The 23,687-nt window shown below is 62.0% G+C and carries 19 protein-coding genes; 8 read left to right on the forward strand and 11 right to left on the reverse strand.

Features of this window, described 5'->3' with window-relative positions; genetic code table 11:
• Nucleotides 1-22: 22 nt before the first annotated feature.
• Complete coding sequence (locus KYK33_RS14535; protein WP_224430997.1) at nucleotides 23-1,300, reverse strand: GGDEF domain-containing protein; 1,278 nt, start codon at nucleotides 1,298-1,300, stop codon at nucleotides 23-25.
• Between the two features lie 167 nt (nucleotides 1,301-1,467).
• Entirely contained in the window at nucleotides 1,468-3,090 is a 1,623-nt protein-coding gene (locus KYK33_RS14540; protein ID WP_224430998.1) for a sigma-54-dependent Fis family transcriptional regulator, read from the reverse strand.
• A gap of 265 nt (nucleotides 3,091-3,355) precedes the next feature.
• Here KYK33_RS14540 and exaC point away from each other — a divergent pair, with 265 nt between their 5' ends.
• Nucleotides 3,356-4,873, forward strand: a complete 1,518-nt coding sequence (exaC, locus tag KYK33_RS14545) for an acetaldehyde dehydrogenase ExaC (protein ID WP_224430999.1) — start codon at nucleotides 3,356-3,358, stop codon at nucleotides 4,871-4,873.
• Between the two features lie 95 nt (nucleotides 4,874-4,968).
• On the opposite strand, the gene KYK33_RS14550 is transcribed toward exaC, so the two are convergent.
• A complete protein-coding gene (locus KYK33_RS14550) occupies nucleotides 4,969-5,763 on the reverse strand; it encodes an AraC family transcriptional regulator (protein WP_224431000.1) in 795 nt (264 codons plus the stop codon).
• Between the two features lie 95 nt (nucleotides 5,764-5,858).
• On the opposite strand from KYK33_RS14550, the gene KYK33_RS14555 reads away from it, so the two are divergent.
• From KYK33_RS14555 to KYK33_RS14580, 5 genes are all read left to right on the forward strand, one after another.
• A complete protein-coding gene (locus KYK33_RS14555; RefSeq protein ID WP_224431001.1) occupies nucleotides 5,859-6,758 on the forward strand; it encodes a DMT family transporter in 900 nt (299 codons plus the stop codon).
• Between the two features lie 601 nt (nucleotides 6,759-7,359).
• Nucleotides 7,360-7,833: a transcriptional regulator SlyA gene (gene slyA, locus KYK33_RS14565; protein WP_224431002.1), complete on the forward strand. Its 474-nt coding sequence runs from the start codon at nucleotides 7,360-7,362 to the stop codon at nucleotides 7,831-7,833.
• Nucleotide 7,834: 1 nt separating this feature from the next.
• The gene (locus tag KYK33_RS14570) at nucleotides 7,835-8,890 is read left to right on the forward strand and encodes an HlyD family secretion protein (RefSeq protein ID WP_224433026.1); all 1,056 of its coding nucleotides are present in this window, start codon (nucleotides 7,835-7,837) and stop codon (nucleotides 8,888-8,890) included.
• A gap of 11 nt (nucleotides 8,891-8,901) precedes the next feature.
• Entirely contained in the window at nucleotides 8,902-9,930 is a 1,029-nt protein-coding gene (locus KYK33_RS14575; protein ID WP_224431003.1) for a DUF2955 domain-containing protein, read from the forward strand.
• A 266-nt stretch (nucleotides 9,931-10,196) separates the two neighbouring features.
• The gene (locus tag KYK33_RS14580) at nucleotides 10,197-10,553 is read left to right on the forward strand and encodes an MliC family protein (protein ID WP_042040716.1); all 357 of its coding nucleotides are present in this window, start codon (nucleotides 10,197-10,199) and stop codon (nucleotides 10,551-10,553) included.
• An 88-nt stretch (nucleotides 10,554-10,641) separates the two neighbouring features.
• Here KYK33_RS14580 and KYK33_RS14585 read toward each other — a convergent pair whose 3' ends face one another.
• The 6 genes from KYK33_RS14585 to KYK33_RS14610 all read right to left on the reverse strand — a co-directional run bounded on the left by KYK33_RS14585 (nucleotide 10,642) and on the right by KYK33_RS14610 (nucleotide 21,021).
• Nucleotides 10,642-10,812, reverse strand: coding sequence for a YqaE/Pmp3 family membrane protein (locus KYK33_RS14585; RefSeq protein ID WP_005898342.1), 171 nt, complete (start codon nucleotides 10,810-10,812; stop codon nucleotides 10,642-10,644).
• 103 nt (nucleotides 10,813-10,915) lie between these two features.
• Nucleotides 10,916-11,416 (reverse strand): anaerobic ribonucleoside-triphosphate reductase-activating protein, encoded by a 501-nt coding sequence (gene nrdG, locus KYK33_RS14590; RefSeq protein ID WP_224431004.1) that lies wholly within the window; start codon nucleotides 11,414-11,416, stop codon nucleotides 10,916-10,918.
• Nucleotides 11,417-11,544: 128 nt separating this feature from the next.
• Nucleotides 11,545-13,662 (reverse strand): anaerobic ribonucleoside-triphosphate reductase, encoded by a 2,118-nt coding sequence (gene nrdD, locus KYK33_RS14595; protein WP_224431005.1) that lies wholly within the window; start codon nucleotides 13,660-13,662, stop codon nucleotides 11,545-11,547.
• A 584-nt stretch (nucleotides 13,663-14,246) separates the two neighbouring features.
• Nucleotides 14,247-16,391: an NAD-dependent DNA ligase LigA gene (gene ligA / locus KYK33_RS14600; protein WP_224431006.1), complete on the reverse strand. Its 2,145-nt coding sequence runs from the start codon at nucleotides 16,389-16,391 to the stop codon at nucleotides 14,247-14,249.
• A gap of 100 nt (nucleotides 16,392-16,491) precedes the next feature.
• Nucleotides 16,492-17,634: a cell division protein ZipA gene (gene zipA / locus KYK33_RS14605; RefSeq protein ID WP_224431007.1), complete on the reverse strand. Its 1,143-nt coding sequence runs from the start codon at nucleotides 17,632-17,634 to the stop codon at nucleotides 16,492-16,494.
• Nucleotides 17,635-17,649: 15 nt separating this feature from the next.
• Complete coding sequence (locus KYK33_RS14610; RefSeq protein WP_224431008.1) at nucleotides 17,650-21,021, reverse strand: AAA family ATPase; 3,372 nt, start codon at nucleotides 21,019-21,021, stop codon at nucleotides 17,650-17,652.
• A 107-nt stretch (nucleotides 21,022-21,128) separates the two neighbouring features.
• On the opposite strand from KYK33_RS14610, the gene cysZ reads away from it, so the two are divergent.
• Nucleotides 21,129-21,893, forward strand: coding sequence for a sulfate transporter CysZ (gene cysZ, locus KYK33_RS14615; RefSeq protein ID WP_042040721.1), 765 nt, complete (start codon nucleotides 21,129-21,131; stop codon nucleotides 21,891-21,893).
• A 135-nt stretch (nucleotides 21,894-22,028) separates the two neighbouring features.
• The gene (locus tag KYK33_RS14620; protein WP_042040722.1) at nucleotides 22,029-22,643 is read left to right on the forward strand and encodes a trimeric intracellular cation channel family protein; all 615 of its coding nucleotides are present in this window, start codon (nucleotides 22,029-22,031) and stop codon (nucleotides 22,641-22,643) included.
• A gap of 76 nt (nucleotides 22,644-22,719) precedes the next feature.
• On the opposite strand, the gene KYK33_RS14625 is transcribed toward KYK33_RS14620, so the two are convergent.
• Nucleotides 22,720-22,971: a lipoprotein gene (locus KYK33_RS14625; RefSeq protein ID WP_042040723.1), complete on the reverse strand. Its 252-nt coding sequence runs from the start codon at nucleotides 22,969-22,971 to the stop codon at nucleotides 22,720-22,722.
• A gap of 75 nt (nucleotides 22,972-23,046) precedes the next feature.
• Nucleotides 23,047-23,592, reverse strand: coding sequence for a YcbK family protein (locus tag KYK33_RS14630; protein WP_042040724.1), 546 nt, complete (start codon nucleotides 23,590-23,592; stop codon nucleotides 23,047-23,049).
• Nucleotides 23,593-23,687: the final 95 nt, after the last annotated feature.

A 23,687-nucleotide genomic window follows, 5' to 3' on the forward strand; every position in this document is an offset into this window, starting at 1 on the left:
TCATCGCACGCTGTCTTGCAGGCTAACCCACCTCCACGCGGTTGCGCCCCCTCTCCTTGGCCCGATAGAGCGCATCATCGGCTCTCACCAGTGCCTGCTCCAAGGGGTCGCCCCGACGCTCAGCCACCCCGAAAGAGGCGGTGATGCTCAAGGATGCAGGCCAGTTATCATATGCTGCCAGGGCGAGGCGGATCCGCTCGGCCAACGTGCGCGCCCGCGCCTCTTCGTAGTGCAGGCAGATCAGGATGAACTCCTCCCCGCCCCAGCGGATCAACCGACACAGGCTATCGCAACAGACCAGTACCTCGCTGACCAGATGCTTGAGCACCTCATCGCCGATGGCGTGGCCATGGTTGTCGTTGACGCGTTTAAAGTGATCGAGATCCAGATAGATGACACTCAGCGGCATGTCGCCCAACTCACTGAGCAGGGTCTGACCACCGAGGCGGTTGAGGGCGCCGGTCAGGGGATCATAACGCGCCTCCATCTCGGAACGGCGGCTCTGTTCAGACAGGGTCTGGTTGCGCTGCTCGGCCTGCAGCCAGGCAGCACGGGCCCGCCGCAGCTTGTCGCGCAGCAACAGGTGCTGCATCAGGAAAACCAGCAAGCCGTAACCCAGCCAGAAAGCGAGCAGACCACGATAGAAGAGGCCCGCCGCCAGCCAGGGGCCATAGAAACTGAGTTTCTCGACCCTGAGTCTGTACTCCCCCATGGGCATCTCGGCGCCGCTGGCCAATTCGACAGCAAATATCCGGCTCAGATCGGGGCCCTGCTGCAGCAGAGGAATGCGATAATCCTGGATCCACCAGGTGGCGGGGCTGAATACCTTGAGCGGGATCTCCAGGTGCAACTCGGGCTTGTGGTTGCGAAACAGTACCTCATTGACCTTGTGGGAGACGGGATCGTCTGGCCTGGAGTAGCTGGGATCGTAGTTGCGCAGATAAATGCGCCACTCCTGAGGCGTGGGGCCATCGACGCTGATGGCCAGCGTCATGCGGCTGAAACCGGACAAGTCCAGCCCCTGCTCAGGCTCGCTCAGGGTAAAAATGATCTCGCAAAAGGGGTAACGGTAGCTGTCGCGCAGATCGCAATCTATCCCGGGCTGTTCGCCGGGCAGCAGCCTGGCTCTGGAGCTTCCCTTGTGGATACCATCGTCCAGGGCGCTGATGACCAGCCGATCCCTGGTCAGCATGTTCAGCTCCCGCTCTGGCCCATACTCGAACAGTGCGATCCCCAGCAGGGTCAACAGCAACAAGGGCCAAAACAGGCGATCAATCAGCAAGGGACCAAATGAGGGCATGACAACTCCGAGGCGACGAGATGCTTACTCTAAATCAACTTGGTGAGCGGCACCCTGATCCAGATTAACCCTCTCCACAAATAGGTTAATAGCCCCCGATTCTGCCCGAAGCCTACTTCTCCATATAGCCAGATAAGTTGAGCCAGCTCACAAAATCAATACGTTAATTAATCGCGACTGAGCTCGAGGCGCCGGTATAAGGTTGTGCGGCTGATACCAAGCCGCCGCGCCGCCTCAGTCACGTTGCCGTCACACTCGGCCAGGGTGCTGGCGATTTGCCTGTGCCCCGCCTCACGCAGACTGCGAGGCGGCGTCTCCTCCCCCCGCCCATCTGGCAGCTGCAAGTGCTCTGGCCGGATCCAGCCCAGCCCCTCGGCCAGCACGCAGGCTACCTCCAACGCCTGCTTGAGCTGACGGACATTGCCCGGCAACGGATGTGCCAGCAGCCGCTGTTCGGCCTCCTCCGTCAGCTGCAATGCGGGATCCATCTCGGCCAGCAAGCGGCTCAGCAATTGGCGCCGGTCCAGTGGCGGCCACTCCCGCCAGGGGGCGAGCCGCTGACGCCAGCCGCACAGCCGGTAGTAGAGATCCTCACGAAAGGTAGCGGCGTTGACCATGGCGCCAAGATCCCGGTGGCTGGCGCAGATCAACCAGAAATCCACCGGCTCGGGCCTGTGGCTGCCAAGGGGGGTCACGGCACGCTCCTGCAATACCCGCAGCAAGCGGGTCTGGGCCAGCAATGGCAGCTCGCCAATTTCATCCAGCATCAGAATGCCGCCATGGGCGGCGCGCAGATAGCCCTGACTCCCCTGGCTGCGGGCGCCGCTAAAGGCCCCGCCCACATAGCCGAACAGCTCGGCCTCCACCAGGTCGGCGGGCAGGGCGCCGCAATTGACGCACACCAAAGGGGCGTCGGCCCGACTCGAGGCTTGATGCAGGCTCCTGGCCATGTGCTCCTTGCCGCTGCCGGTTTCCCCCTCCAGCAGCAGCGTGATGCCGCGCTCCAGCATCTTGAGGGGCACATTTGGCTTGCCTTCCACGGGCGCCCGAGAGGGAAGGATCCGGCAGATCTGGCGCTCGTGCAGCAATTGACGACCATCGAAAGCATGCTGGCCCAGCCAGAGTCGACCGGCCCGGTTGGCACCGAGCAGCTCCCCCTCCTCACCCAGTAGCAGCCGCGGTGACCAGAGCGTCTGGGGATCGAGATCCACCAGCCGGCCGGGACGACGGGCCAACAGGGCATTCTCCAGGGTCATGGCGAGCAGTCGCACCGTGCCCAGCATGTCGCCACCGTGATGCCGGGCATCCGAGGAGATATCCAGTACGCCGAGCAGGCTGCCGTCCGGCGCCAGCAGCGGGCAGGCACTGCAACTGAGGAAGCTGTGCTGGGCGAAGAAGTGCTGACTGCCAAGCACCTGCACTTCACTCCCCTCGGCCAGGGCTGTGCCGATGGCATTGGTGCCCTTGCTGCCCTCTCCCCAGCGGGCACCGCTGCGCAAGAAGATGCGCTCCGCATGACGGGCAAAGCTGTCATCGCCGCTGGCGGCGAGTATGGCCCCCTCGCCATCGCAGAGCAGCAACCGGCAGGGTCTTCCTGCCAGCAGCTGGATAAACAGGGGCAGCACGAACTGCTCGAAGCAGAGCACCAGCTCCCGGCTCCCCTCCAACCGGGCCGACAACTCCCCCTGGGGCAACAAATCCAGCTCGGCGCTCTGTTGACGACTGAGCCCCTGATGCAGGCAACGCTGCCAGGAGCGGTGTATGGGGTCGGACACGGGTAGTTCGCGCATGATTCCTCCTGTTCAGAATCGTGACAGTCGCGACAACGTGTGTCCCGTTTTGGAACAGCAGGCGTCGGCTCGCCAGGATCACTGGTTAAACAAGATACGCCGCCAACCGAGATTTGATAACGTTTTTGTAACTTTTGATGCCGTGGCCTGACCCTTGGCACGGCCCTTGCGATGTCGTGAATGACCACTATGTAGGCAAGCACAGGCTATCCCCGGCGCTGACCGGGCAACAACAGGTCACACACACAAGCACAAGGAAGATGCAATGATCTATACCGCACCCGGCCAGGCAGGCGCCCTGGTCAGCTTCAAATCCCGCTATGACAACTTTATCGGGGGCGACTGGGTTGCCCCCCGCGGCGGCCGTTACTTTGAAAACATCTCGCCGGTCGATGGCCGTGTGTTCTGCGAGGTGGCCCGCTCCGATGCGGCCGACATCGAGCTGGCGCTGGATGCCGCCCACAAGGCCTTTGCCAGCTGGAGCAAGACCAGCGTCACCGAACGCAGCAATCTGCTGCTGCGCATCGCCGATCGCATCGAACAGAATATCGAGGTGCTGGCCATCGCCGAGACCTGGGAAAACGGCAAGGCGGTGCGTGAGACCCTGGCCGCCGACCTGCCGCTGGTGGTGGATCACTTCCGCTACTTCGCCGGCTGCATCCGTGCCCAGGAGGGCTCGGCCGCCGAACTGGATCAACACACCGCCAGTTATCACTTCAAGGAGCCCATCGGCGTGGTCGGCCAGATCATCCCCTGGAACTTCCCGCTGCTGATGGCAGCCTGGAAGCTGGCGCCTGTGCTCGCGGCGGGTTGTTGCAGCATACTCAAGCCCGCCGAGCAGACCCCGGTCACCATCATGCTGCTGATGGATCTCATCAAGGACATACTGCCTCCCGGCGTGGTCAACGTGGTCAACGGCTTCGGCGCCGAGGCGGGCCAGGCACTGGCCACCAGCTCGCGCATCCAGAAGCTCGCCTTCACCGGCTCCACCGAGATTGGTACCCACATACTGCGCTGTGCCGCCGACAAGCTGATCCCCTCCACCGTCGAACTGGGCGGCAAGTCCCCCAACATCTATTTTGCCGACGTGATGGACCATGAGAGTCAATACATCGACAAGGCGGTGGAAGGCATGTTGATGACCTTCTTCAACCAGGGCGAGGTGTGCACCTGCCCCTCCCGCGCCCTGGTGCACGAGAAGATCTATGACGACTTCATGGAGAGGGTGCTGGTGCGCGCCCGGGCCATAGTGCAGGGCAACCCCCTGGACACCAATACTCAGGTGGGCGCCCAAGTGTCCCGCGAGCAATACGACAAGATCCTGAGCTACATGGCCGTCGGCCGGGCCGAAGGCGCCAATATGCTGATCGGCGGCAATGCCGCCAGGGTGAGCGGGCTGGAGGGGGGGTTCTATATCGAACCCACCATCTTCCACGGTCAAAACAAGATGCGGGTCTTCCAGGAGGAGATCTTCGGCCCGGCCCTCGGCGTGACCACCTTCAAGAACGAAGCAGAGGCCCTGGCCATTGCCAACGACACTCAATATGGCCTGGGAGCGGGTCTATGGACCCGGGACAGCAACCTGGCCTGGCGCATGGGCCGCGGCATCCAGGCCGGTCGGGTCTGGGTCAACTGCTATCACGCCTACCCGGCTCACGCGGCCTTTGGCGGTTACAAGAAGTCCGGGATCGGCCGCGAGACCCACAAGATGATGCTGGATCACTACCAGAACACCAAGAACCTGCTGGTGAGCTACGACATCAATCCCCTCGGCTTCTTCTAACCCGAGCCGGAATGAATATCGACGCTGAGGGCGCCCGCGGGCGCCCTCTCTTTATATCCGGGGATCCCGCTGGCAGGCTTTGCCAGGCGGCTTGCTCAGCTCCCGGGCAGGACCAACTGCTGGCGATAACGCTGGGGCGAGCAACCCAGCTCGCGATTGAACATGGCGATAAAGGCCGAGGTCGAACCATAGCCGAGCCGCCAGCCGATCTCCTGAATGGGTAACTCCCCCTTGAGCCAGGCCAGCGCCTTGAGCAGCCGCAGCCGCGCCCGCCATTGACCAAAATTCATGCCCAGCTCGCGCACGCAGCGCCGTGCCAGGGTGCGTTCGGTGCTGTGCAACTGCCCGGCCCACTGCGCCAGAGTGCGGGGATCGGCAGGATCACTGTGCAGAGCAGCCAGCATGGGGGCCAGCAGCTTGTCCTGGCTCATGGGCAGGTAACTGTCCTGGCAACGGGTATGGGTCAGTTTCTCCACCAGCAGCTCGGCCTGACGCACATCCCAGTCATCTCCCATGTGGCCGATGCGGCGATCGCAAAAGTCCGCCAGCAGCGCCTTGAGCAGCGGGGTCAGCTCCAGCAATCTCGGCTCGTCGGGCAGGCGCCGGGCCAGGGTGTCGCTGACATAGATGGAGGTGTAGTCGAGGGCCTGCTGGTTGTAGGAGGCGTGCTCCAGCCCGGCAGGCACCCAGATGAGGTAATCCGCCGGGGCCAGCAGCCGCTGTTCGCCCACCACTATCTCCATCACCCCCAGGCTTATCAGGCTGAGCTGCCCCCAGGGGTGGCTGTGGGCGAGACAGGCATTGCCCGCCTGGATCTGGCTATAGCGAAAATAGAGCGGATTGGGCTCCGCCAGTTCGGCATCCTGGCGCTGGTGGGGACGCGGCTGCATGGGTTGTCCTTTCTGCGGGATAGATTGTCAGTTTTACGTTACTTTACAACAAAAAGACAAGGGTAGACTGGCGCCATTATCATGAGGAGTCTGTCATGCCCCTGTTTTCCCCCCTGCTGTTCCCAGTCATGGCTGTCTTGATCTGGGCCACCAATACCGTGGTCTCCAAGGCCGCAGCCACCCTGGTCGATCCCGCCGCCATCTCCTTCTATCGCTGGCTGATCGCCGCCCTGGTGCTGACCCCCTTCTGCCTTCCGCAACTGTGGCGCCGTCGCCATGAAATACGCCCCTGGCTCGGCAAGCTGCTGGTGCTGGCGGCCCTTGGCATGGTGCTCTACCAGTGCCTTGCCTATTACGCCGCCCACACCACCTCGGCCACCAATATGGGGGTCATTGGCTCCCTGATCCCCATGCTGACCCTGCTGCTAGGGACATTGCTGTTTCGCCAGCGCCCCGGGCGCCAGGCCGTCATCGGCATGAGCCTCTCCCTGCTGGGCGTACTCTGGCTGCTCGGTCAGGGGGATCCCCTGAGCCTGCTGCGCCAGGGGATCAATCCCGGGGATGCCATGATGTTGCTCGGTTCGGCCAGCTATGCCTTATACGGCCTGCTGATCCGTCGTTGGCAGTTGCCGTTCGGCCCCTGGCTCAACCTCTACCTGCAGGTGCTGCTGGCGGTGGTATTGCTTGTTCCGGTCGCCGTCAGCGCCGATACCCTGGCCGTCTCCGTCCAGGCCTGGCCGCTGGTGATCTTCGCCGGTATCGCCTCCTCCCTGCTGGCGGCCTACTGCTGGATGCGCGGCCTGGCAAGCATGGGCGCGGAGCGCACCTCGGTGTTCATGAACCTGATGCCCTTGTGCACGGCGCTGATCGCCGTGATCACCCTGGGAGAGCCCATTCACGGCTATCACCTGCTCGGTGGCGGCCTGATCCTGGGCGGCGTCATGCTCTCCCAGTTCAAGCCCAGGGTACGCCCCGCCCTTGTGGAAGAGGCATAAACCGGCGAGACAAGCCGCAGCAGCACAAAGCAATAAGGGAGCCGAGGCTCCCTTCTTGCATATCCACGCTAACACCCGCCAGCTCGGTTGCCCCGGCGCCAGTGGTAACGCCGCTCCGGCCGGCCACGCTGGTCGTACCTCGCCCCTGTAGTCGGATGCCAGATAACGGCGCGCCGTGGTGCAGCTCAAGGAGAGACGCAGCGCCACCGTATTGGTGCAGCAGGAGGTTGTACTCGAACAGCGGCCGACCATGCCGAGCGGCAGGGAGCCGTTCCAGCCGGCGTAGAGGACGCAGGTGGCGAGCCCGAGGAAGATCATCATCGGCATGCCGGCGATGGGTGGATTGCCCCAGGGGGCGGCTTTCGGGGTAGAGAAGCTGTTCATTGTTATGCTCCAGCTTGTGGTGTGGCGCCACGCTAGGTATCCCCTCCTGCGCTGTCGGTTAGCTGGCCTGCAAAGCCATATAAAAACATTGAAACCTTCAGCACCATTGCCCTCCCCGCCCCCCTGCCCCCGAAACTGAATGTGAACTGAATCACGCTTTACTTAGCCTGCGAAATAAATATAATGCTTAGCAGGCTAAGTATATGAGGTGTCTGCCATGAAAAAGGATCTGGAGATGTTGCGCGAGCTCTCCCTCGCCGAACAACTGGGGCGACTGCACCGGCTGTGGCGCACCGTGGCCGATATCGAGCTGGCCCCCTTGGGTTTGACCCATCCGCGCTGGACCGCGCTCTGGAAGCTGAGCCGCCTCGGCGGCCACCTCAGCCAGAAGACCCTGGCCGAGGCGCTGGAGATAGAGCTGCCCTCCCTGATGCGCACCCTGGGTCAGCTGGAAGAGCTGGCGCTGATCGAGCGCCACTGCTGCAGCCAGGACAAGCGCGCCCGCATCGTCAGCCTGACCCCGGCCGGCAAGGCGCTGCTCGACAAGATCGAGGATCGCATCATGGAGGTCCGCCGGGATCTGCTGGCGGGCATCAGCCAGCAGGAGCTGGCCCAGTTTGAAGAGATAGTGCACCGCATCTCCGCCAATGCCCTCGGCAAGATCGGTGCCCAGCATGAAGAGAGAGAATAAGATGACCCCGGATCAACAATTCAAACGCTGGATCAAGTGGGCCATGGCCTGCTTCATCCTGGTGTTCGGCTACTTCCTGCTGGCCGACATCAAGATGCCCCTCACCCCACAGGCCATGGCCACCCGGGTCGTCACCAAGATGGCGCCCCAGGTCAGCGGCAAGGTGGTCGAGGTTGCCGTGGTGAACAACCAGCACGTCAAACAGGGGGATCTGCTGTTCATGCTGGATCCGGCCCCCTTCGAGCTCGCGGTCGAACAGGCCAGACTCGCCCTGGATCAGGCCGAGCAACAGAATCGCCAGCTGGATGCGACCCTGAACGCCGCCGCCGCCGACTTCAGCTCGCTGCAGACCCAGACCGCCCAGAAACAGCGGGAGGCCGAGCGCATCGATACCCTCTATCGCCGCCACATGGTCTCTGAGCAGCAGAAAGATGACGCAGACAGCGCCGCCCGCACCGCCCGTGCCAACTTGCTGGCCAGCCAGGCCCGCATGGAGCAGGCTAGCGTCAACCGTGGCCTGGCCGGTGACGACAACCTGCTGCTGCGCCAGGCGCGCAACCGCCTCGCCCAGGCAGAGCTCAACCTCACCTACAGCCAGGTCCATGCGAGCCAGGATGGCATCATCACCAACCTGCAGCTCAAGCCCGGCAGCGTGGCCACGGCAGGCGCCCCCCTGCTGGCCCTGGTCTCGGAGCAGGTGGACGTGATCGCCGATTTTCGCGAGAAGAGCCTGCGTAACATCACCCCGCAGAGCCGGGCGCTGGTCGCCTTCGACGGCGAGCCCGGCCGCCTCTATCCGGCCCGGGTCGCCAGCCTGGACGCAGGGGTCAGCGCCGGCCAGTTCGACGCCAACGGCCTCTTGGCCAACCCCATCGAATCCGATCGCTGGGTGCGGGATGCCCAGCGACTGCGCCTGCACCTGACCCTGGATCAGTTGCCCGCCCACCTGCCGGCCGGGGCCCGCGCCACCGTCCAACTGCTGCCGGACAACGCCCTGAGCGCGCTCTTTGCCCGCGGCCAGATCCGCCTGCTCAGCCTGCTGCACTACATCTACTAATGGGGGCAAGCATGGCACTCTGGCACCGAGCCCTCACCGCCAACGAGCTGCGCCAATGCCTGCGCATCGCCTTCGGCAGCACTCTGGGCTTCCTGATCTGCAAGATTTGCGGCTGGAACTACGGGGTCTTCTACACCGTCACCCCCATGCTGCTGCTCGGCATGATCCCGGTGATGAACAGCCACGCCGCCCGCCAGCTTATCGCCGCCGGCGTGATGTGCGGGCTGGAGGTCGGCCTGCTGGGCGGTCTGTTCGGCGGCCATGCCGGCCTGATGACCCCCATCGTCTTCCTGCTGTTTCTCTACCGTTTCGCCGCCATGTCCCGGGGCAGCCTGTTCCTGTTCGGTGCCAACGGTGTGGTAAGCCTCAGCATCATGCTGCACTTTGCCAGCTACCCCCAGACCGACCTGAACAATCTTATCTTCAGCAACCTCTGGGCCAACATCATGTCGGTGCTCATCGCCTACCTGGTGACGATCCTTATCCCGGATGTGGAGGCTCACGCCCCCAAAGCCTCCTCCGTCAAGGCCCCGCACCGGCTGCGCCACGAGGCACTGCTCGGTGCCAGCATCGCCACCCTCTCATTTTTGGTGTTCCAACTGTTCGATCTGCGCGACTCCATGTCCGCCCAGGCGACCACACTGATGCTGCTTTTTCCCATGCACTGGGACGGGGCCCTGAGCTATGCCCGCAAGCGCGCCATGGGCACCCTGCTGGGGGTGAGTTTCGGCATCCTGAGCCAATTGGTGCTCTATGACTGGTCAGGGCAACTGCTGCTGGTCACCCCCCTGCTCTGGCTCGGGGCCATGCTGTTCAGCCATGCCCATGTGAAGGAGGCGAGCGGCTCCGGGGTCGGCTTCGGTGCCCTCACCACCCTCGGCATACTGTTTGGCCAGTACCTGACCCCGGGCAACGATCTGGTGTTCAGCGCCCTCTACCGGGTCAGCAGCATCCTGTTTGCCATCGTCGCCACCCTGCTGGCCTGCTACCTGATCCACCGCCTGCTCAACCGTTTCGAGGCGACCCGTTTCGGTTACTGATACGACTACTGTAATGAGCCCATGGATGAGCTTTGTTTGCCCCGACCTGGTGTCGGGGCTTTTTTTGGGAAATATGTTCACCAGAGGTGATGAATAGAGCCCGCTGATGGAACCGTATCGGCGCAAAATGTCGCAACCGGGTCCCATATCTCACGGCACGACCGACCCGGGCCCCTTAATCCTTGCCTGAATGCCCTGCTCTGTTAGGCTTTATGGTCAGGCTATGGGTTCAGTCGAACCTGTACCTCACTGATGGAGTCTTCATTGTGATATTTCTGCGCTTTTCTCTGCCGGGTGCCCTGCTGCTCGGTCTCGCTGGCTGTGCCCCGGCACCCCATACCCTCACAGTCACAGGAGGCGAGCCGATCGCCTATCAGTGTGCCAACGATCAGAAGGTCCAGGTGAGCTACTTCGGCCTCTCCGATGACAGCCTCAACTTCGTCAAGCTGGCCTTGCCAAACGGCAAGGATTACACCCTGCCCCAGGTCGTCTCGGCCTCGGGTGTCCGCTACACCGATGACCATGAAGTTGTCTGGTGGAACAAAGGCAAGGAAGGCTTCGTCGAACAGCGGGCCGAAGATGGCAAGTGGCAGAGCCTCTACGCCGAGTGCAAACAACAGTAACCAGTGGCATAGCCCCTACTGCTGCGAACAAAAAATGCTAACAAAAAGGCCAACCCGCAGGTTGGCCTTTTTGTTCACAAAATGCGGGTCAGGCACGCTTGTCGCTGACCACCAGCCAGAGAGCATGCACCATGCCTGGCAGACCGCCGAGCAGGGTCAACACTATGTTGATCAGAAAATGCAGGCTAAAGCCCACCTGGATAAAGGCACAGACCGGGGGTAAAAAGATGGCAAGCAAGATTTTGAGCACGTTGTTCATCACATTCTCCTGTGAGTTTGATGCCTAACAGTAAGCCCACAGCCAGCAATTGGCAAAGGCTAAGTCGGGGCCAAATGACAGCAGCCCCAGCCCCGCATCCCCATCAGAGCAGATTGCGCAGTGGCGCAGAGCGGATCAGCGCCGCGATCTGATGCACCTGCTGATTGCTGCTACCCCGCCACAGCAAACCAGGATCGGCCAGGGTCTGCTCGAAGCGACCATCCACCAGTACGTCCAGCAGGGCCGCCAGCTGCCACTGCACCTCATCAAGCTCCTCGAGCCGATAACCGGTCCAGCACCAGATGTCCTTGCCCGGACACTCGGCGCGTACTCGCCTCACCAGTGCCAGCACCTGGGGCACATTGGCGGGATGGAGCGGATCCCCCCCCGAGAGCGTCAGGCCACGCCGCTTGATCCGGCCATCATTGAGATCCGCGATGATGCGATCGCTCATGGCCGAATCGAACGCTTTGCCGCCATCGAGGCGCCAGGTGCTCTGGTTGTAGCAGCCAGGGCACTGGTGCTCGCAGCCGGAGACGAACAGGCTGGCCCGGGTACCGGGGCCATTGACCACATCGACAGGGTAATACTTGTGGTAATGCATCTCGCCCTCTTCTCGTTTCCAATACCGGCAGCTGCGGCCCTTGCATCATCGATGCTTACCGCAATCGACAAGGGTTCAAAAAAAGCCCTTTCATTTCCATCAGCAGCCAGCAGGCCCGTCAGTCTCGATCACAGGTGTTTGACCCGGCGTTTCACCTCTTCCTGCTTGCCCGCGTTGAAGGGACGCGCATCCGGGCTGCCGAGGTAGCCGCACACCCGCCGGGTCACCGACACCTTGGCCGGATCGTGGTTGCCGCAGCGCGGGCAGGTGAAGCCCTTGGAGGTGCACTCGAACTCGCCGGTGAAGTCGCACTCGTAGCACTCGTCGATGGGGGTGTTGGTGCCGTAGTAGGGCACCCTGTCATAGCTGTAATCCCAGACGTTTTCGAGCGCCTCCAGATTGTGCTGCAAGTTGGGATACTCGCCGTAGCAGATGAAGCCACCGTTGGCGATGGGCGGATAGGGTGCCTCGAAGTCCAGCTTGTCATAGGGGTTCACCTGCTTCTCCACATCCAGGTGGAAGCTGTTGGTGTAGTAACCCTTGTCGGTCACCCCGGGAACCAGGCCGAACTCCTTGGCATCCATGCGGCAAAAACGCGAACAGAGGTTCTCGCTCGGAGTGGAGTAAAGGCTGAAGCCATAACCGGTCTGCTCCTTCCACTGCTCGGTCGCGGCCTTGAGGCGGGCGATGATGGCGATGGCCTTCTGTTGCAACTGGGCACTGTCAAACAGGTGACGGTCGGTACCAAACAGAGCGTTGATGGTCTCGTGCACCCCGATGTAACCCAGCGAGATGGAGGCGCGGCCATGTTTGAAGATCTCGCTGACGTTGTCGTCCGCTTTCAGCCGCACCCCACAAGCTCCCTCCATGTAGAGGATGGGGGCGACCCGCGCCTTGACTCCCTCCAAGCGCTCGATGCGATACATCAGGGCTTCTCTTGCCACCTCGAGCGCCTCATCCAGCCGTGACCAGAAATCCCTCTCATCCCGGGACTTGAGCGCGATGCGCGGCAGATTGAGGCTCACCACCCCGATGTTGTTGCGCCCCTCGTGGATGAGCTCGCCATTCTCCTCATAAGCCCCGAGGAAGGAGCGACAGCCCATGGGGGTCTTGAAGGAGCCGGTCACCTTCACTACCTGGTCGTAATTGAGGATATCCGGGTACATCCGCTTGGTGGCGCACTCCAGGGCCAGCTGCTTGATGTCATAGTTGGGATCCCCGGGCTTGTGGTTGAGACCATCCTTGATGGCGAACACCAGTTTCGGGAACACCGCCGTCTTCCTGTTCTTGCCCAGACCCGCGATGCGGTTGCTGAGGATGGCGCGCTGGATCAGGCGCGACTGCCAACTCTCCCCCAGACCGAAGCCGAAGGTGACGAAGGGGGTCTGACCGTTGGCGGTGTGCAGGGTGTTGACCTCGTACTCCAGGGACTGGAAGGCATCGAAGCACTCCTTCTCGGTGCGCGCCATGGCATAGGCCTCGGCATCCGCGATGCCCCACTCCTCGGCCACTTCCCGGTGTTTCTGCCAGCTGATGGTCACATAGGGCGCCAGCACCTCGTCGATGCGGTTGATGGTGGTGCCGCCATAGATGTGGCTCGCCACCTGGGCGATGATCTGGGCCGTGACGGCGGTCGCCGTGCTGATGGATTTGGGGGTATCAATCTCGGCGTTGCCCATCTTGAAGCCGTGGGTCAGCATGCCCTTGAGATCGATCAGCATGCAGTTGAACATGGGGAAGAAGGGGGAGTAATCGAGGTCGTGGAAGTGCAGATCGCCACGCTCATGGGCCTGTACCACGGCCTTGGGCAACATGTGACTGATGGCGTAGTGCTTGGCGACGATACCGGCCAGCAGATCCCGCTGGGTCGGGATCACCTTGGCATCCTTGTTGGCATTCTCGTTGAGCAGCGCCGCATTGGTCTGCTCCACCAGGCCACGGATCTCCTGGGCCAGACGGCCACGAGCCTCGCGGGCCTGATCCCTGTCGTGACGGTATTCGATGTAGGCACGGGCGATGGTCTTGTCGTCGGAAGCCATCAGGTGGTTCTCGACCCGGTTCTGGATCTCGTGAATATCGACCTCGGCACGGCCCTCAAGCTCACTCGCCACGGCCATGGCGACGCTATTGGCCAACCCCAGATCCCCCTGACCGACCGCCTGGGCCGCTCGCCCGACGGCGGCCGCAATCAGTTCAACATCAAAAGGTGCATGGCATCCATCACGTTTGATCACAACCGGTTTCATTTCTCATCCCCGCAAAATGGCCGCACTTCGTCGACCCGATAAGCGCTCCCGGCCTGCCCCGGCTCGCCAGGGCGAGCCGAGACCAGCCGGGCCTTGAGCCCCTGGCTGGCATCTGGGAGTGCTGAGGTTATCCACAGCTTACAAACACAACATATGGGATTTTTATCTCTTTAATTCCCTATATGTGGTGGCTATTAGGCCCCAAAGCCGAAGGCGCTTTCTTGATCCAAGACAGGTTTTCCGCCAGCTGCTCAGTTAGGAAACAGCGTCAAAAGAGCACTTTTCACCCCTAGGCCAGAGCCACGCTGGCCTAGGGTCGGATCCCTGGTTTGCAAATATGTGTAGCCCTTGCAGCCGATCTGGGCCGCCTCTGTCCAGCGGTCAGCCGGGCAACCCAGCAGAGCCGGTCAGGGAGACCATGCACCGGCAGCGATGATCTGTTGCAAGAGATGAGAAGAGAGATGGGATCGTTCGAGCAGGCCGTGGGCAGCCGCTCATCTGAACGGGTCGGCAGAGGGAATAACCCATGAAAAAACAGACCCGGTCAGGGCCGGGTCTGTAGCGTCTCAGGTCAGGGATCCGGCTCAGGGCTGGATAGCGGCTTGCAACTGCTCTTCGGTCCAGATGGTGATGCCGAGCTCCTGGGCCTTGATGAGCTTGGAGCCTGCCGCCTCACCGGCCACCAGCACGTCCGTCTTGGCCGACACCGAACCGGCCACCTTGGCACCAAGAGCCTGCAGGGCCGCCTTGGCATCGGTGCGTGACAGGGTGGTGAGGGTGCCGGTCAGCACGAAGGTCTTGCCGGCGAAGGGTTGCTCGGCCGCCTCTTTTTGCTCAATCTCCGGCCAGTGGATACCGGCGGCCAGCAAGGCGTCGAGCACCTCGATGTTATGGGGCTGGCGCAGGAAGTAGTAGACATGTTTGGCCACCACCTCCCCCACATCCGGCACCGCGAGCAACTGCTCGACGCTGGCGGCGCGCAGGGCATCCAGAGTCAGGAAATGATTGGCCAGGTTCAGGGCCGTCGCCTCGCCCACTTCGCGAATGCCAAGGGCAAACAGGAAGCGCGGCAAGGTGGTGCTGCGCGCCGCATCGATGGCGGCCACCAGGTTGAGTGCGGATTTCGGCCCCATTCGTTCCAGCCCGGCGAGCTGGATGGCGGTGAGGCTGAACAGATCCGCCGGTGTCTTGACCAGCCCCTTGTCCACCAACTGATCCACTATCTTGTCCCCCAGACCATCCACATCCATGGCACGGCGAGCGGCGAAGTGCTTGATGGCGGCGGCGCGCTGCGCCTCGCAGAACAGACCACCGGCGCAGCGGGCCACCGCCTCGCCCTCGTGTCGTTCTACCGCCGAGCCGCACACGGGGCAGGCGCTCGGGAACAGGATCTCCCGGGCATCCGCGGGGCGCTGGGCGGCCACCACGGCCACCACCTGGGGGATCACATCCCCGGCCCGGCGCACTATCACGGTATCGCCGATCATGACGCCGAGGCGCTCGATTTCGTCGGCATTGTGCAAGGTGGCGTTGGAGACGGTGACGCCGCCGACGAACACGGGTTTGAGCTTGGCCACCGGGGTGATGGCGCCGGTACGACCGACCTGGAACTCGACGTTTTCCAGCAGGGTCATCTCCTCCTGGGCCGGGAACTTGTGAGCCGTGGCCCAGCGCGGGGCGCGGGCCACGAAGCCGAGTTCTTGCTGAAGCGGAATGCTGTCGACCTTGTAGACGACCCCGTCAATTTCATATTTCAGGGCGTCACGGCGAGTCAGAATGTCGTCGTGGAATGCCTGACAACCCGCCGCCCCCTCCATCAACCTGACCTCGGGGCTCATGGGCAGGCCCCACTCCTTGAGACGGCACAGCCGCGCGAAGTGGGAGTCCCCCAGCAGCTCGCCGCCAATGCCGACCCCGTAGGCGTAGAAGCTCAAGGGGCGACTCGCCGTGATGCGGGAATCGAGTTGACGCAGGCTGCCAGCGGCGGCATTGCGCGGGTTGACAAACACCTTCTCCCCCGCGGCCAGGGCTCGCTCGTTCATCGCCTCGAAACCAGCCTTGGGCATGAACACCTCACCGCGCACTTCCAGCCGGGCGGGCCAGCCTTCACCACGCAAGACGAGGGGGATCGCCTTGATGGTGCGCACGTTCTCGGTGATCTCCTCCCCCGTGCTGCCGTCCCCCCGGGTTGCCGCCTGCATCAGCTGACCCTCCACATAAAGCAGGCTCACCGCCAGGCCATCGAGCTTGGGCTCGCAGCAGAAGGTGAAACTCAGCTCACGTTTCAGGCGATCCCTCATGCGCTGCTCGAACGCCACCAGCTCTTCGCTGCTGAACACATTGTCCAGACTGAGCATGGGGATCTCGTGGCGCACCTGATTGAAGGCCGTCAGTGGCGCACCACCGACCCGCACACTGGGGGAGCGGGCAGTTTTCAGCTCGGGATGATCGCTTTCCAACGCGATCAACTCGCGCATCAGGCGATCATATTCGGCATCGGGTACGGTGGGGTTATCCAGCACATAGTACTGATGGCCGTACTCCGTAAGCAGTCCACACAGCTGGCTATGACGAAGCTCAGGATGAGCCAATTCAAGGGCAAGTAGCTCCTCCTTCAATCGATCATATTCGGCATCCGGTACTGTCGGTTTTTTCAACCCGTAGTACTGATGGCCATATTCGATAAGCAGTTCACACAGTTGACGGTGGCGGGTGAGGGATTCGCTCATGAAAAAATCTCGACTGTGGTGGAAATGATAAGTTAGGCGGACAAATAAAAATGCGGCACCCAGGTACCGCACTTTTTATTCACTCGGCAGCGCCGGTCGCTTAGTCGCGACTGGCCTCGAAGGCAGCCAATTCGCGGCGATACCTGTCGATGGTCTCATCGCTGAGCGGGCTGCGCTCCATGTCGGTCAGCATGGCATCCAGGTCACTGGCCAACTGATCGGCGGCTTGCAGCAGGTGCTCGAAGGCAAAGGCCACGTTGCTGCGCAGGGGCAGCTGCATGAACAAGGAAACCCCAGGGGTATTGAACTGCTCCATCCGGTACGGATTGAAGGTGCCCGGTTTGACCATGTTGATCATGGAGAACAGCACTTCCCCGTGGCCATCGAGCCCTTCGTGACGGTGGAAGATATCCATCTCGCCGAACTTGAATGCCAGGGATTGCAGGGAGGCCAACAAGGCAGCTCCTTGCAGCGCCTGACCGGGGCGAGCCATCAGGTTGATGACATAGACATCCTGCCAAATCTTTTCGACGGGAGCGCGTTCGGGCTCCGGCTCGTCATACACAGGGGCATAAACCGGGGCCTGCACGGGGGCGGCACGCTCGACCCTGGGCTCGGCACGGGGTTGCACTCTCGCCTCAGCCCTGGGTGCAAACTGGGGCTCGTCAAACTGTGGCTCGGCATGCACTGGCGCCTGACGGGGTTCGGCGCGCGCGGTTTGTTCACCGAAGCTGAGGCCGCTGGTGTAGGCAGGCTCGGGCTGAGGCTCGTCGTCAAACGGCTGCAACGCGGGTTCGTGCTGGGGGCGAGAGCGATAGACTGGGGTGCGGCGATTCACCTGAGCGGGCTTGCGCACCGGCTCGGCGGCAACCGGCTCCTCGTAGATCTCCTCCTCGTCCTCATAGACAGGGGCTGGGGCGACGGGACGGGCAACCGGTTTGCGCGGGGCTGGCGGCGGCAGTTCGTCTTCATCCTCATCATCGAGGTAGTCGTGGACAGGTGCAGCCTCAGGCTGCAGCTTGGGCTCGGCACGGCGGCCAGCACTGACCACGCGAACCTGGCCGATGCCGTCGCTATCGAAGGCATCGCTGTCACGATCCCGTGCTTTGGTGTCCATCCGGTTCAAGGGTTTCTCCTTGATCGGGGACTGACGATTCTTCCTGTTGCTCCACAACCCGTGAATGAGCAATGCCGCTATGGCAATCCCGCCCAAGGCGACCAAGATGTAACGCAATTCCTGCATTAGCTGCTTCTCTTTCTAGTTTTGCTCAGCCAAAGCGACGGCTTCACCGATGTCGACCGAGACAATGCGCGAGACACCAGGCTCTTGCATCGTTACGCCGATCAGTTGTTCAGCCATCTCCATGGAGACCTTGTTATGACTGATGTAAACGAACTGTACTGTGCTCGACATCTCTTTGACAAGAGAACAGAAGCGACCGACGTTCACTTCATCGAGCGGTGCATCCACCTCATCCAGCAAACAGAAAGGCGCTGGATTGAGTCTGAAGATGGCAAAAACCAGCGCAAGTGCGGTCAAGGCCTTCTCCCCCCCGGAAAGCAGGGCAATGGTAGCATTCTTCTTACCCGGAGGTCTTGCCATGATACTCACCCCGGCCTCTAAAAGATCGTCGGAGGTGAGCTCCAGCCAGGCGCTCCCACCCCCAAACACCTTGGGGAACAGGGATTTTAAATCTTCATTGACCTTATCGAAAGTGTCACGGAAGCGTATTTGTGTCTCTTTATCAATTCTTTTAATGGCTTGGCCCAGGGTTTCCAAGGCTTGCTCGAGATCCTGGCACTGATTTTCCAGGTAGCTGGCCCGGGTTTGCGCCTCCTCGTATTCCGCCAGCGCCGCCAGGTTGATGGCGCCAAGCGCCTCCACCTGGCTCTCCAGGGTCTGGATCTCCTGGCGCAGGGCGGTGCGATTGGCGGCGATCAGCACCGCCTGATCGAGATCGATCAGCCGTACCCCCAACTCCTCGAACTGCTCATGCAGCCCCTGACGACGGGTCAGGTTGCGCTCACGCTCTAGGCGCAGCTGGGCCAGCTGCTCTTGCAGTGTCACCAGCACGTTGCGATCCGATGCCCGGGTCAGCTCCAGCTCGGCCAGCCCCTTATCAAGCTCGGCGATACGCTGATGGCAGGCCAGTTGCGCCGTCTCCAGGGTGCGCTGCTCATGGAGCAGGGGCGACAAATCCTGACCCGATGCGGGCTCAGGCGCCTTGAGCTGCGCCAGCTCCAACCCGAGCCGGGCCAGCTCTTGTTCTCGCAAGGCGATGATCTGATCCCGGTTCTGTTGCGCCAGCTGCAAGCGCTGGCTGCTCGCCAGTTGCTGCTCGCGGCGCACCCGCGCCGCCTCCAGCTCTTGCTCGGCTCGCCGCCCCTGCTCCTGTGCCAGTTGCAGCGCCTCACGCTCAGCCTCTCCTTGCGCCAGATGTTCCTGCAACTGGGCATCAATCAGCTCAGACTCCTGGGCAAGCGCCTCGCTGCGGCTGGACTCGGAGGCCTGCTCGGCGTCGAGGCGGCGCAGATCCTCACCCAGCTGGCCCAGCCGCAACAACCGCTCCTGGCGCTGACCCTGTTGCTGACTCCAGGCTTCACGCTGCCGCTGCCATCTCAGCTCCTGCTCGCCGAGCGCCCGGCCATGTGCTTCATAGGACTCTTTTTGCTCTACCCATAGCCGATCGGCCTCTTGCAGGGCGTTGACTAACTGCTGCCGCTCGCCGTCGGCCTGGCTGCGTTCCTGACGCAACCGCTCACGCTCCCCTTGCAGGGCCAACGGCCCCAGGGCGCCATCCTGGCCCAAATCGGCCCAGTTGCGCCCGAGCCAGTCGCCCGCGGGGGTGAGCACAGACTCCGCCGCCGCCAGTTGTGTCTGTTGTTGACGGGCCGCCGTCAAATCCGCCGCCAGCCAGATGCCATTGAGAAAAGCCGGGATATGCGGCCCCGTCACTTCGGCCCCGAGCGTGCCGGGCAGAGCGGGTTCCGCCGGGCCTATCCAGAGCCCTGCATGGCCCTCGGGGCAGATGTCGGCGGCGTTGGCCGTGATCCAGCGACCCAGCACCTTGTCCAGGGCCTGGGCCCAGACGGGCGACACCTGCAAGCCATCGGCCAGTTTGTCGCCACCCAGTTGCGGGCCCAGGATCTGATCCAGGGTGGTGAGCCGGGCATCGAACTCGCGCAGCAGACTGGTCTGCTGATGCAGTCGTTCATTGAGCCCCTGATGATGAGCCGCGCCCCCACGGGCTAATTCGGCCAGCTCCCCGTTCTTGGCACGCATCAGCTCGAGCTCGCGGCTCAGAGCCTCCAGTGCCGGTTGCAAGTCCGGCTGGCCGGCCAGGGGATCCCCTTGCTCCTCTTCGAGCTTGAGGCGAGCGAGCCGGGTCTTGGCCTGCAGCTCCTGCAGACCATGTTGCTGAGTGCGCGTCTGGTTGAGGTTTGATTGCAACTGAGCCAGCTGCTGCTGCCACTGTTGTTGCCGCGATCTAGCCCCTTCCAGAGCCTCGCTTGCCGCCACGCGCCCCCCTTGTTGATCCTCAAGCAACTGCTCACATTGCTCGAGGCGGGCCTCCTCCTGCTCGGCGGTCAGCGCCTGGCTGGCCTGCTCGGTCAAGAGTGCGGCCAACTGTCCCTTGAGCCCCTCGATGCGCTCGGTCAGTACAATGCTGCGCGTCTGCCAGTCGCGGCCCAGCTCATCGCGATGGAGCTGTTGCTGCTCGAGGCGAGCGATGGCTTGACCGCCGAGGAAGAGCTGCTGCTGGCGCGCCGTCTGCTCGGCCTGGGCCTCCTGACGTGCCACCGACAGGCGGATATGGTGACTGTCATCCTGACTGCGCTTGGCATCGAGGGCGGCAATGGCCAAATCCACCTTGGCCAGCTCCTCCTTGGCCTGGGCCAAGCGAGTCTCCAGCGCCCACAACTCAGAGCCCATCAACTCGGCACGGGCGGCACGGCTGCGCCCCTTGAGCTGGCTGTAACGTTCGGCGGTCTGGGCCTGGGTTCGTAAATGATCGAGCCGGGCACCGAGCTCGCTGCGAATGTCGCCGAGCCGCTCCAGGTTCTCCTGGGTGTGACGAATGCGCAGCTCCGTCTCCCGACGGCGCTCCTTGTAGCGAGAGACCCCCGCCGCCTCTTCCATGAACAGCTTGAGATCCGCCGGGCGCGACTCCACCAGGCGGCTGACGGTGCCCTGCTCTATGATGGCGTAGCTGCGCGGGCCCAGCCCCGTGCCGAGGAAGAGATCGGTGACATCCTTGCGCCGGCACTTCTGGCCATTGATTTCATAATGGTTGCTGCCATCTCGCAGCACCTCGCGGCGCACCGAGATCTCGCTGAAACGGCCAAACTCGCCGGGCACGCGATTGTGGGGATTGTCGAACACCAGTTCGACCGAGGCGCGGCCATGGGCACTGCGATTGAGGGAGCCATTGAAGATGACGTCTGTCATGTTTTCGCCGCGCAGGTGGCGGGCCGAACTCTCCCCCAGCACCCAGCGCACCGCATCGATGACATTGGATTTGCCGCAACCGTTCGGACCCACTATGGCGGTCATGTCGGCACTGAGCACTATCTTGGTCGGCTCGACGAACGACTTGAAACCGGCGAGCTTGATCAATTTCAGACGCATGTAGGCCTATATCCGGGCTAAATAGTGGGGCGGCGGGTCGATGACTTTACCAAATCAATGGCTTGTTTGTAATATGCAGGCTGTTCCCTGTCATGGATGGAGCTCAGATGAGCCAATCACGCCCCTTAGTCAAAGACTCTATCAGCGGTGCAGACTACTTCCTGCGCGGTTTCTCACTGATCCGCCAACCGGGTATCCGCACCTTCGTGCTGATCCCGCTGCTGGTCAACTTCCTGCTGTTCTCCGGCGCCTTCTACGCCCTGTTGCTGCAACTCGATGGCCTGTTCGCCTGGCTGCACCAGCAGATCCCCTCCTGGCTATCCTGGCTCGACTACCTGCTCTGGCCCATCGCACTGCTGACCATACTGGTGGTCTTCTCCTTCCTGTTCAGCTCCCTGGCAAACTGGGTGGCGGCCCCCTTCAATGGCCTGCTAGCCGAGAAGGTGGAACAGCACCTCACCGGCCAACCCAGCGCCGAAACCGGCATGCTCGACATAGTCCGGGATGTGCCTCGGATATTCGGGCGCGAATGGACCAAGCTGAAATACTATCTGCCCAAGGCGATTGGCTGCCTGATCCTGTTCCTGATCCCCGTGGTGGGCCAAACCCTGGCTCCCCTGATCTGGTTCCTGTTCAGTGCCTGGATGATGGCCATCCAGTATGTGGACTACCCGTTTGACAACCACAAGATCGACTTCGTCACCATGCGCGACGCCCTCAAACAGCGTCGGGGCAAGTGCCTGAGTTTCGGCGCCCTGGTGACCCTCTTCTCCGCCATTCCCGTGGTGAACCTGTTCGTGATGCCGGTGGCCATCTGTGGTGCCACCGCCATGTGGGTCGATCAGTACCGGGATGAGCAGATCAAAAAGTAACGAGATTGTTTCATAAGAAAAAGAGGGGGCGATAGCCCCCTTTTCATTACTTAATCTAATGTAAATGTGAGAGTACTTGTAGGGCCAATGCAGGCTTGTTAGGATGCGGGCCTTTCTCGAACCCGGGTATTTCTCATGTTACATGCACTCTTCTTGCTCGGCCTGGTCGCCGAAGGGATGACGGGCGCGCTGGCGGCGGGCCGGCGGCGAATGGACTTGTTTGGCGTCGTTATCATCGCGTCGGCGACGGCCATCGGCGGCGGTACCATCAGAGACGTGCTGCTGGGACACTATCCCCTGCTCTGGGTCGAGCATCCCCTCTACGTGGTGCTGGTCGCTGGCGCCGCCCTGGTCACTGTCATCTGCGCGCCCCTGATGCGCTACCTCGGCAAGCTGTTCATGGCCCTCGACGCCCTGGGCTTGGTGGTCTTCTCCATCTTCGGCGCATCCCGCGCCCTGGAGATGGGCCATGGCGCCGGCATTGCCTGCATCATGGCCGTGGTGACCGGGGTATTTGGCGGTGTGCTGCGCGATCTGCTGTGCCAGCGTATCCCGCTGGTGTTTCGCCGCGAGCTCTACGCCGGTGTCTCCCTCATCACAGCCGGGCTCTATTGCCTGGCGCTCGATCAGGGGCTGCCCAGTGATTGGGCGGCATTCGGCGCCATTGGTATTGGCTTCGTGCTGCGGCTGCTCGCAATACGCTTCAAGTGGGGACTGCCCACCTTCAACTACCAATATGCTTCCCACTAAGCGGTACATGCCTGGCTGATCTGCTGAAAAGCGGGCAACAAAAAAGCGCCGTTTGGCGCTTTTTTGTTGAGGGAAGCTATTTGATCCCTTCGGAACTGAAGAAGGTCGCCTTGTCGGCAATGAAACGGATCTTGATGTTCTGTTGCTTGTCACCCCAGATGCAGCTGGTCGTGCCCAGGGCATCATCGCAACTGTCCGCCTTGCCGAGGATCGCACTCGCCTCGCTGTAGCTGATCCCCATCTTGAGCTTGTCGTAGTTATCACGGTTTATCTTGCCGCAACCTGTCAATACCAGGGCCACCATGGCACCTATCAGGATCTGCTTCATCTTTTTCTCCTCTGTATGAGGCACCAAGCCTAGCAGCTCCCCCTTGCCCCTGTCAGCCAATGAGACCGAATGGGTCTACCAACTGCGCACCGGCCCCGTATCCAGGTGAACAAAATTGTCGCTGGGGTAATAACCCACGCCACCCACCTTGAGCTGCAGCGCCGCTTTGCGCAAATGGGCAAGCTGCACCCCCTGCAGGCGCACATCGACCGCCTGGCCGAGTACATGGTAGCTGTGTTTCGCCACGCCCTTGCTGCGTCTGTGTTTGGCATTATTGGTGGCCGGGGAGCGGTAACCCGAGATAAGCTGGATTTCGCCATGATGGCCGAGGCGCTGTTGCAGCAAATAGAGCTGATCAAACAGTTTGCGGTCTATGTTGAACACCTCATCGCGCCTGTAGTCACGCAGCAGATGATTGAGTTCGGCCAGGCCGTCCGGCAGATAGCGCCCCTTCTCCCAGTAACTGGCCTTGACCCGCTCGCCGGTGTTGAGGTTGAAAACACTCAAGTCGCGACTGTTGGTGCTGCGGCTCGCCTGGGCGGGAAAAGAGAGCAAACTGGCTCCCATCACACAACCAGCCCCCAGTAGCAGGCGGCGTCGGCTTATCTCTTTGTCGAGCATGTCGGCTCCGTCTGAATGTGAATAAAAACAAGGCAACCGCTCGAACTTAACCGCCGCCTTCCTTTTCTGTCAAACCCTAATCCGCCAACAAAAAG

Source organism: Aeromonas rivuli (genome assembly GCF_020149575.1).
In the GTDB taxonomy this organism is placed as follows: Bacteria; Pseudomonadota; Gammaproteobacteria; order Enterobacterales; family Aeromonadaceae; genus Aeromonas; species Aeromonas rivuli.

Coding starts and splice junctions, on each gene's coding strand:
- KYK33_RS14535 (WP_224430997.1), bottom strand. CDS start 1,300: ATGCCCTCATTTGGTCCCTTGCTGATTGATCGCCTGTTTTGGCCCTTG.
- KYK33_RS14540 (WP_224430998.1), bottom strand. CDS start 3,090: ATGCGCGAACTACCCGTGTCCGACCCCATACACCGCTCCTGGCAGCGT.
- exaC (WP_224430999.1), top strand. CDS start 3,356: ATGATCTATACCGCACCCGGCCAGGCAGGCGCCCTGGTCAGCTTCAAA.
- KYK33_RS14550 (WP_224431000.1), bottom strand. CDS start 5,763: ATGCAGCCGCGTCCCCACCAGCGCCAGGATGCCGAACTGGCGGAGCCC.
- KYK33_RS14555 (WP_224431001.1), top strand. CDS start 5,859: ATGCCCCTGTTTTCCCCCCTGCTGTTCCCAGTCATGGCTGTCTTGATC.
- slyA (WP_224431002.1), top strand. CDS start 7,360: ATGAAAAAGGATCTGGAGATGTTGCGCGAGCTCTCCCTCGCCGAACAA.
- KYK33_RS14570 (WP_224433026.1), top strand. CDS start 7,835: ATGACCCCGGATCAACAATTCAAACGCTGGATCAAGTGGGCCATGGCC.
- KYK33_RS14575 (WP_224431003.1), top strand. CDS start 8,902: ATGGCACTCTGGCACCGAGCCCTCACCGCCAACGAGCTGCGCCAATGC.
- KYK33_RS14585 (WP_005898342.1), bottom strand. CDS start 10,812: ATGAACAACGTGCTCAAAATCTTGCTTGCCATCTTTTTACCCCCGGTC.
- nrdG (WP_224431004.1), bottom strand. CDS start 11,416: ATGCATTACCACAAGTATTACCCTGTCGATGTGGTCAATGGCCCCGGT.
- nrdD (WP_224431005.1), bottom strand. CDS start 13,662: ATGAAACCGGTTGTGATCAAACGTGATGGATGCCATGCACCTTTTGAT.
- ligA (WP_224431006.1), bottom strand. CDS start 16,391: ATGAGCGAATCCCTCACCCGCCACCGTCAACTGTGTGAACTGCTTATC.
- zipA (WP_224431007.1), bottom strand. CDS start 17,634: ATGCAGGAATTGCGTTACATCTTGGTCGCCTTGGGCGGGATTGCCATA.
- KYK33_RS14610 (WP_224431008.1), bottom strand. CDS start 21,021: ATGCGTCTGAAATTGATCAAGCTCGCCGGTTTCAAGTCGTTCGTCGAG.
- cysZ (WP_042040721.1), top strand. CDS start 21,129: ATGAGCCAATCACGCCCCTTAGTCAAAGACTCTATCAGCGGTGCAGAC.
- KYK33_RS14620 (WP_042040722.1), top strand. CDS start 22,029: ATGTTACATGCACTCTTCTTGCTCGGCCTGGTCGCCGAAGGGATGACG.
- KYK33_RS14625 (WP_042040723.1), bottom strand. CDS start 22,971: ATGAAGCAGATCCTGATAGGTGCCATGGTGGCCCTGGTATTGACAGGT.
- KYK33_RS14630 (WP_042040724.1), bottom strand. CDS start 23,592: ATGCTCGACAAAGAGATAAGCCGACGCCGCCTGCTACTGGGGGCTGGT.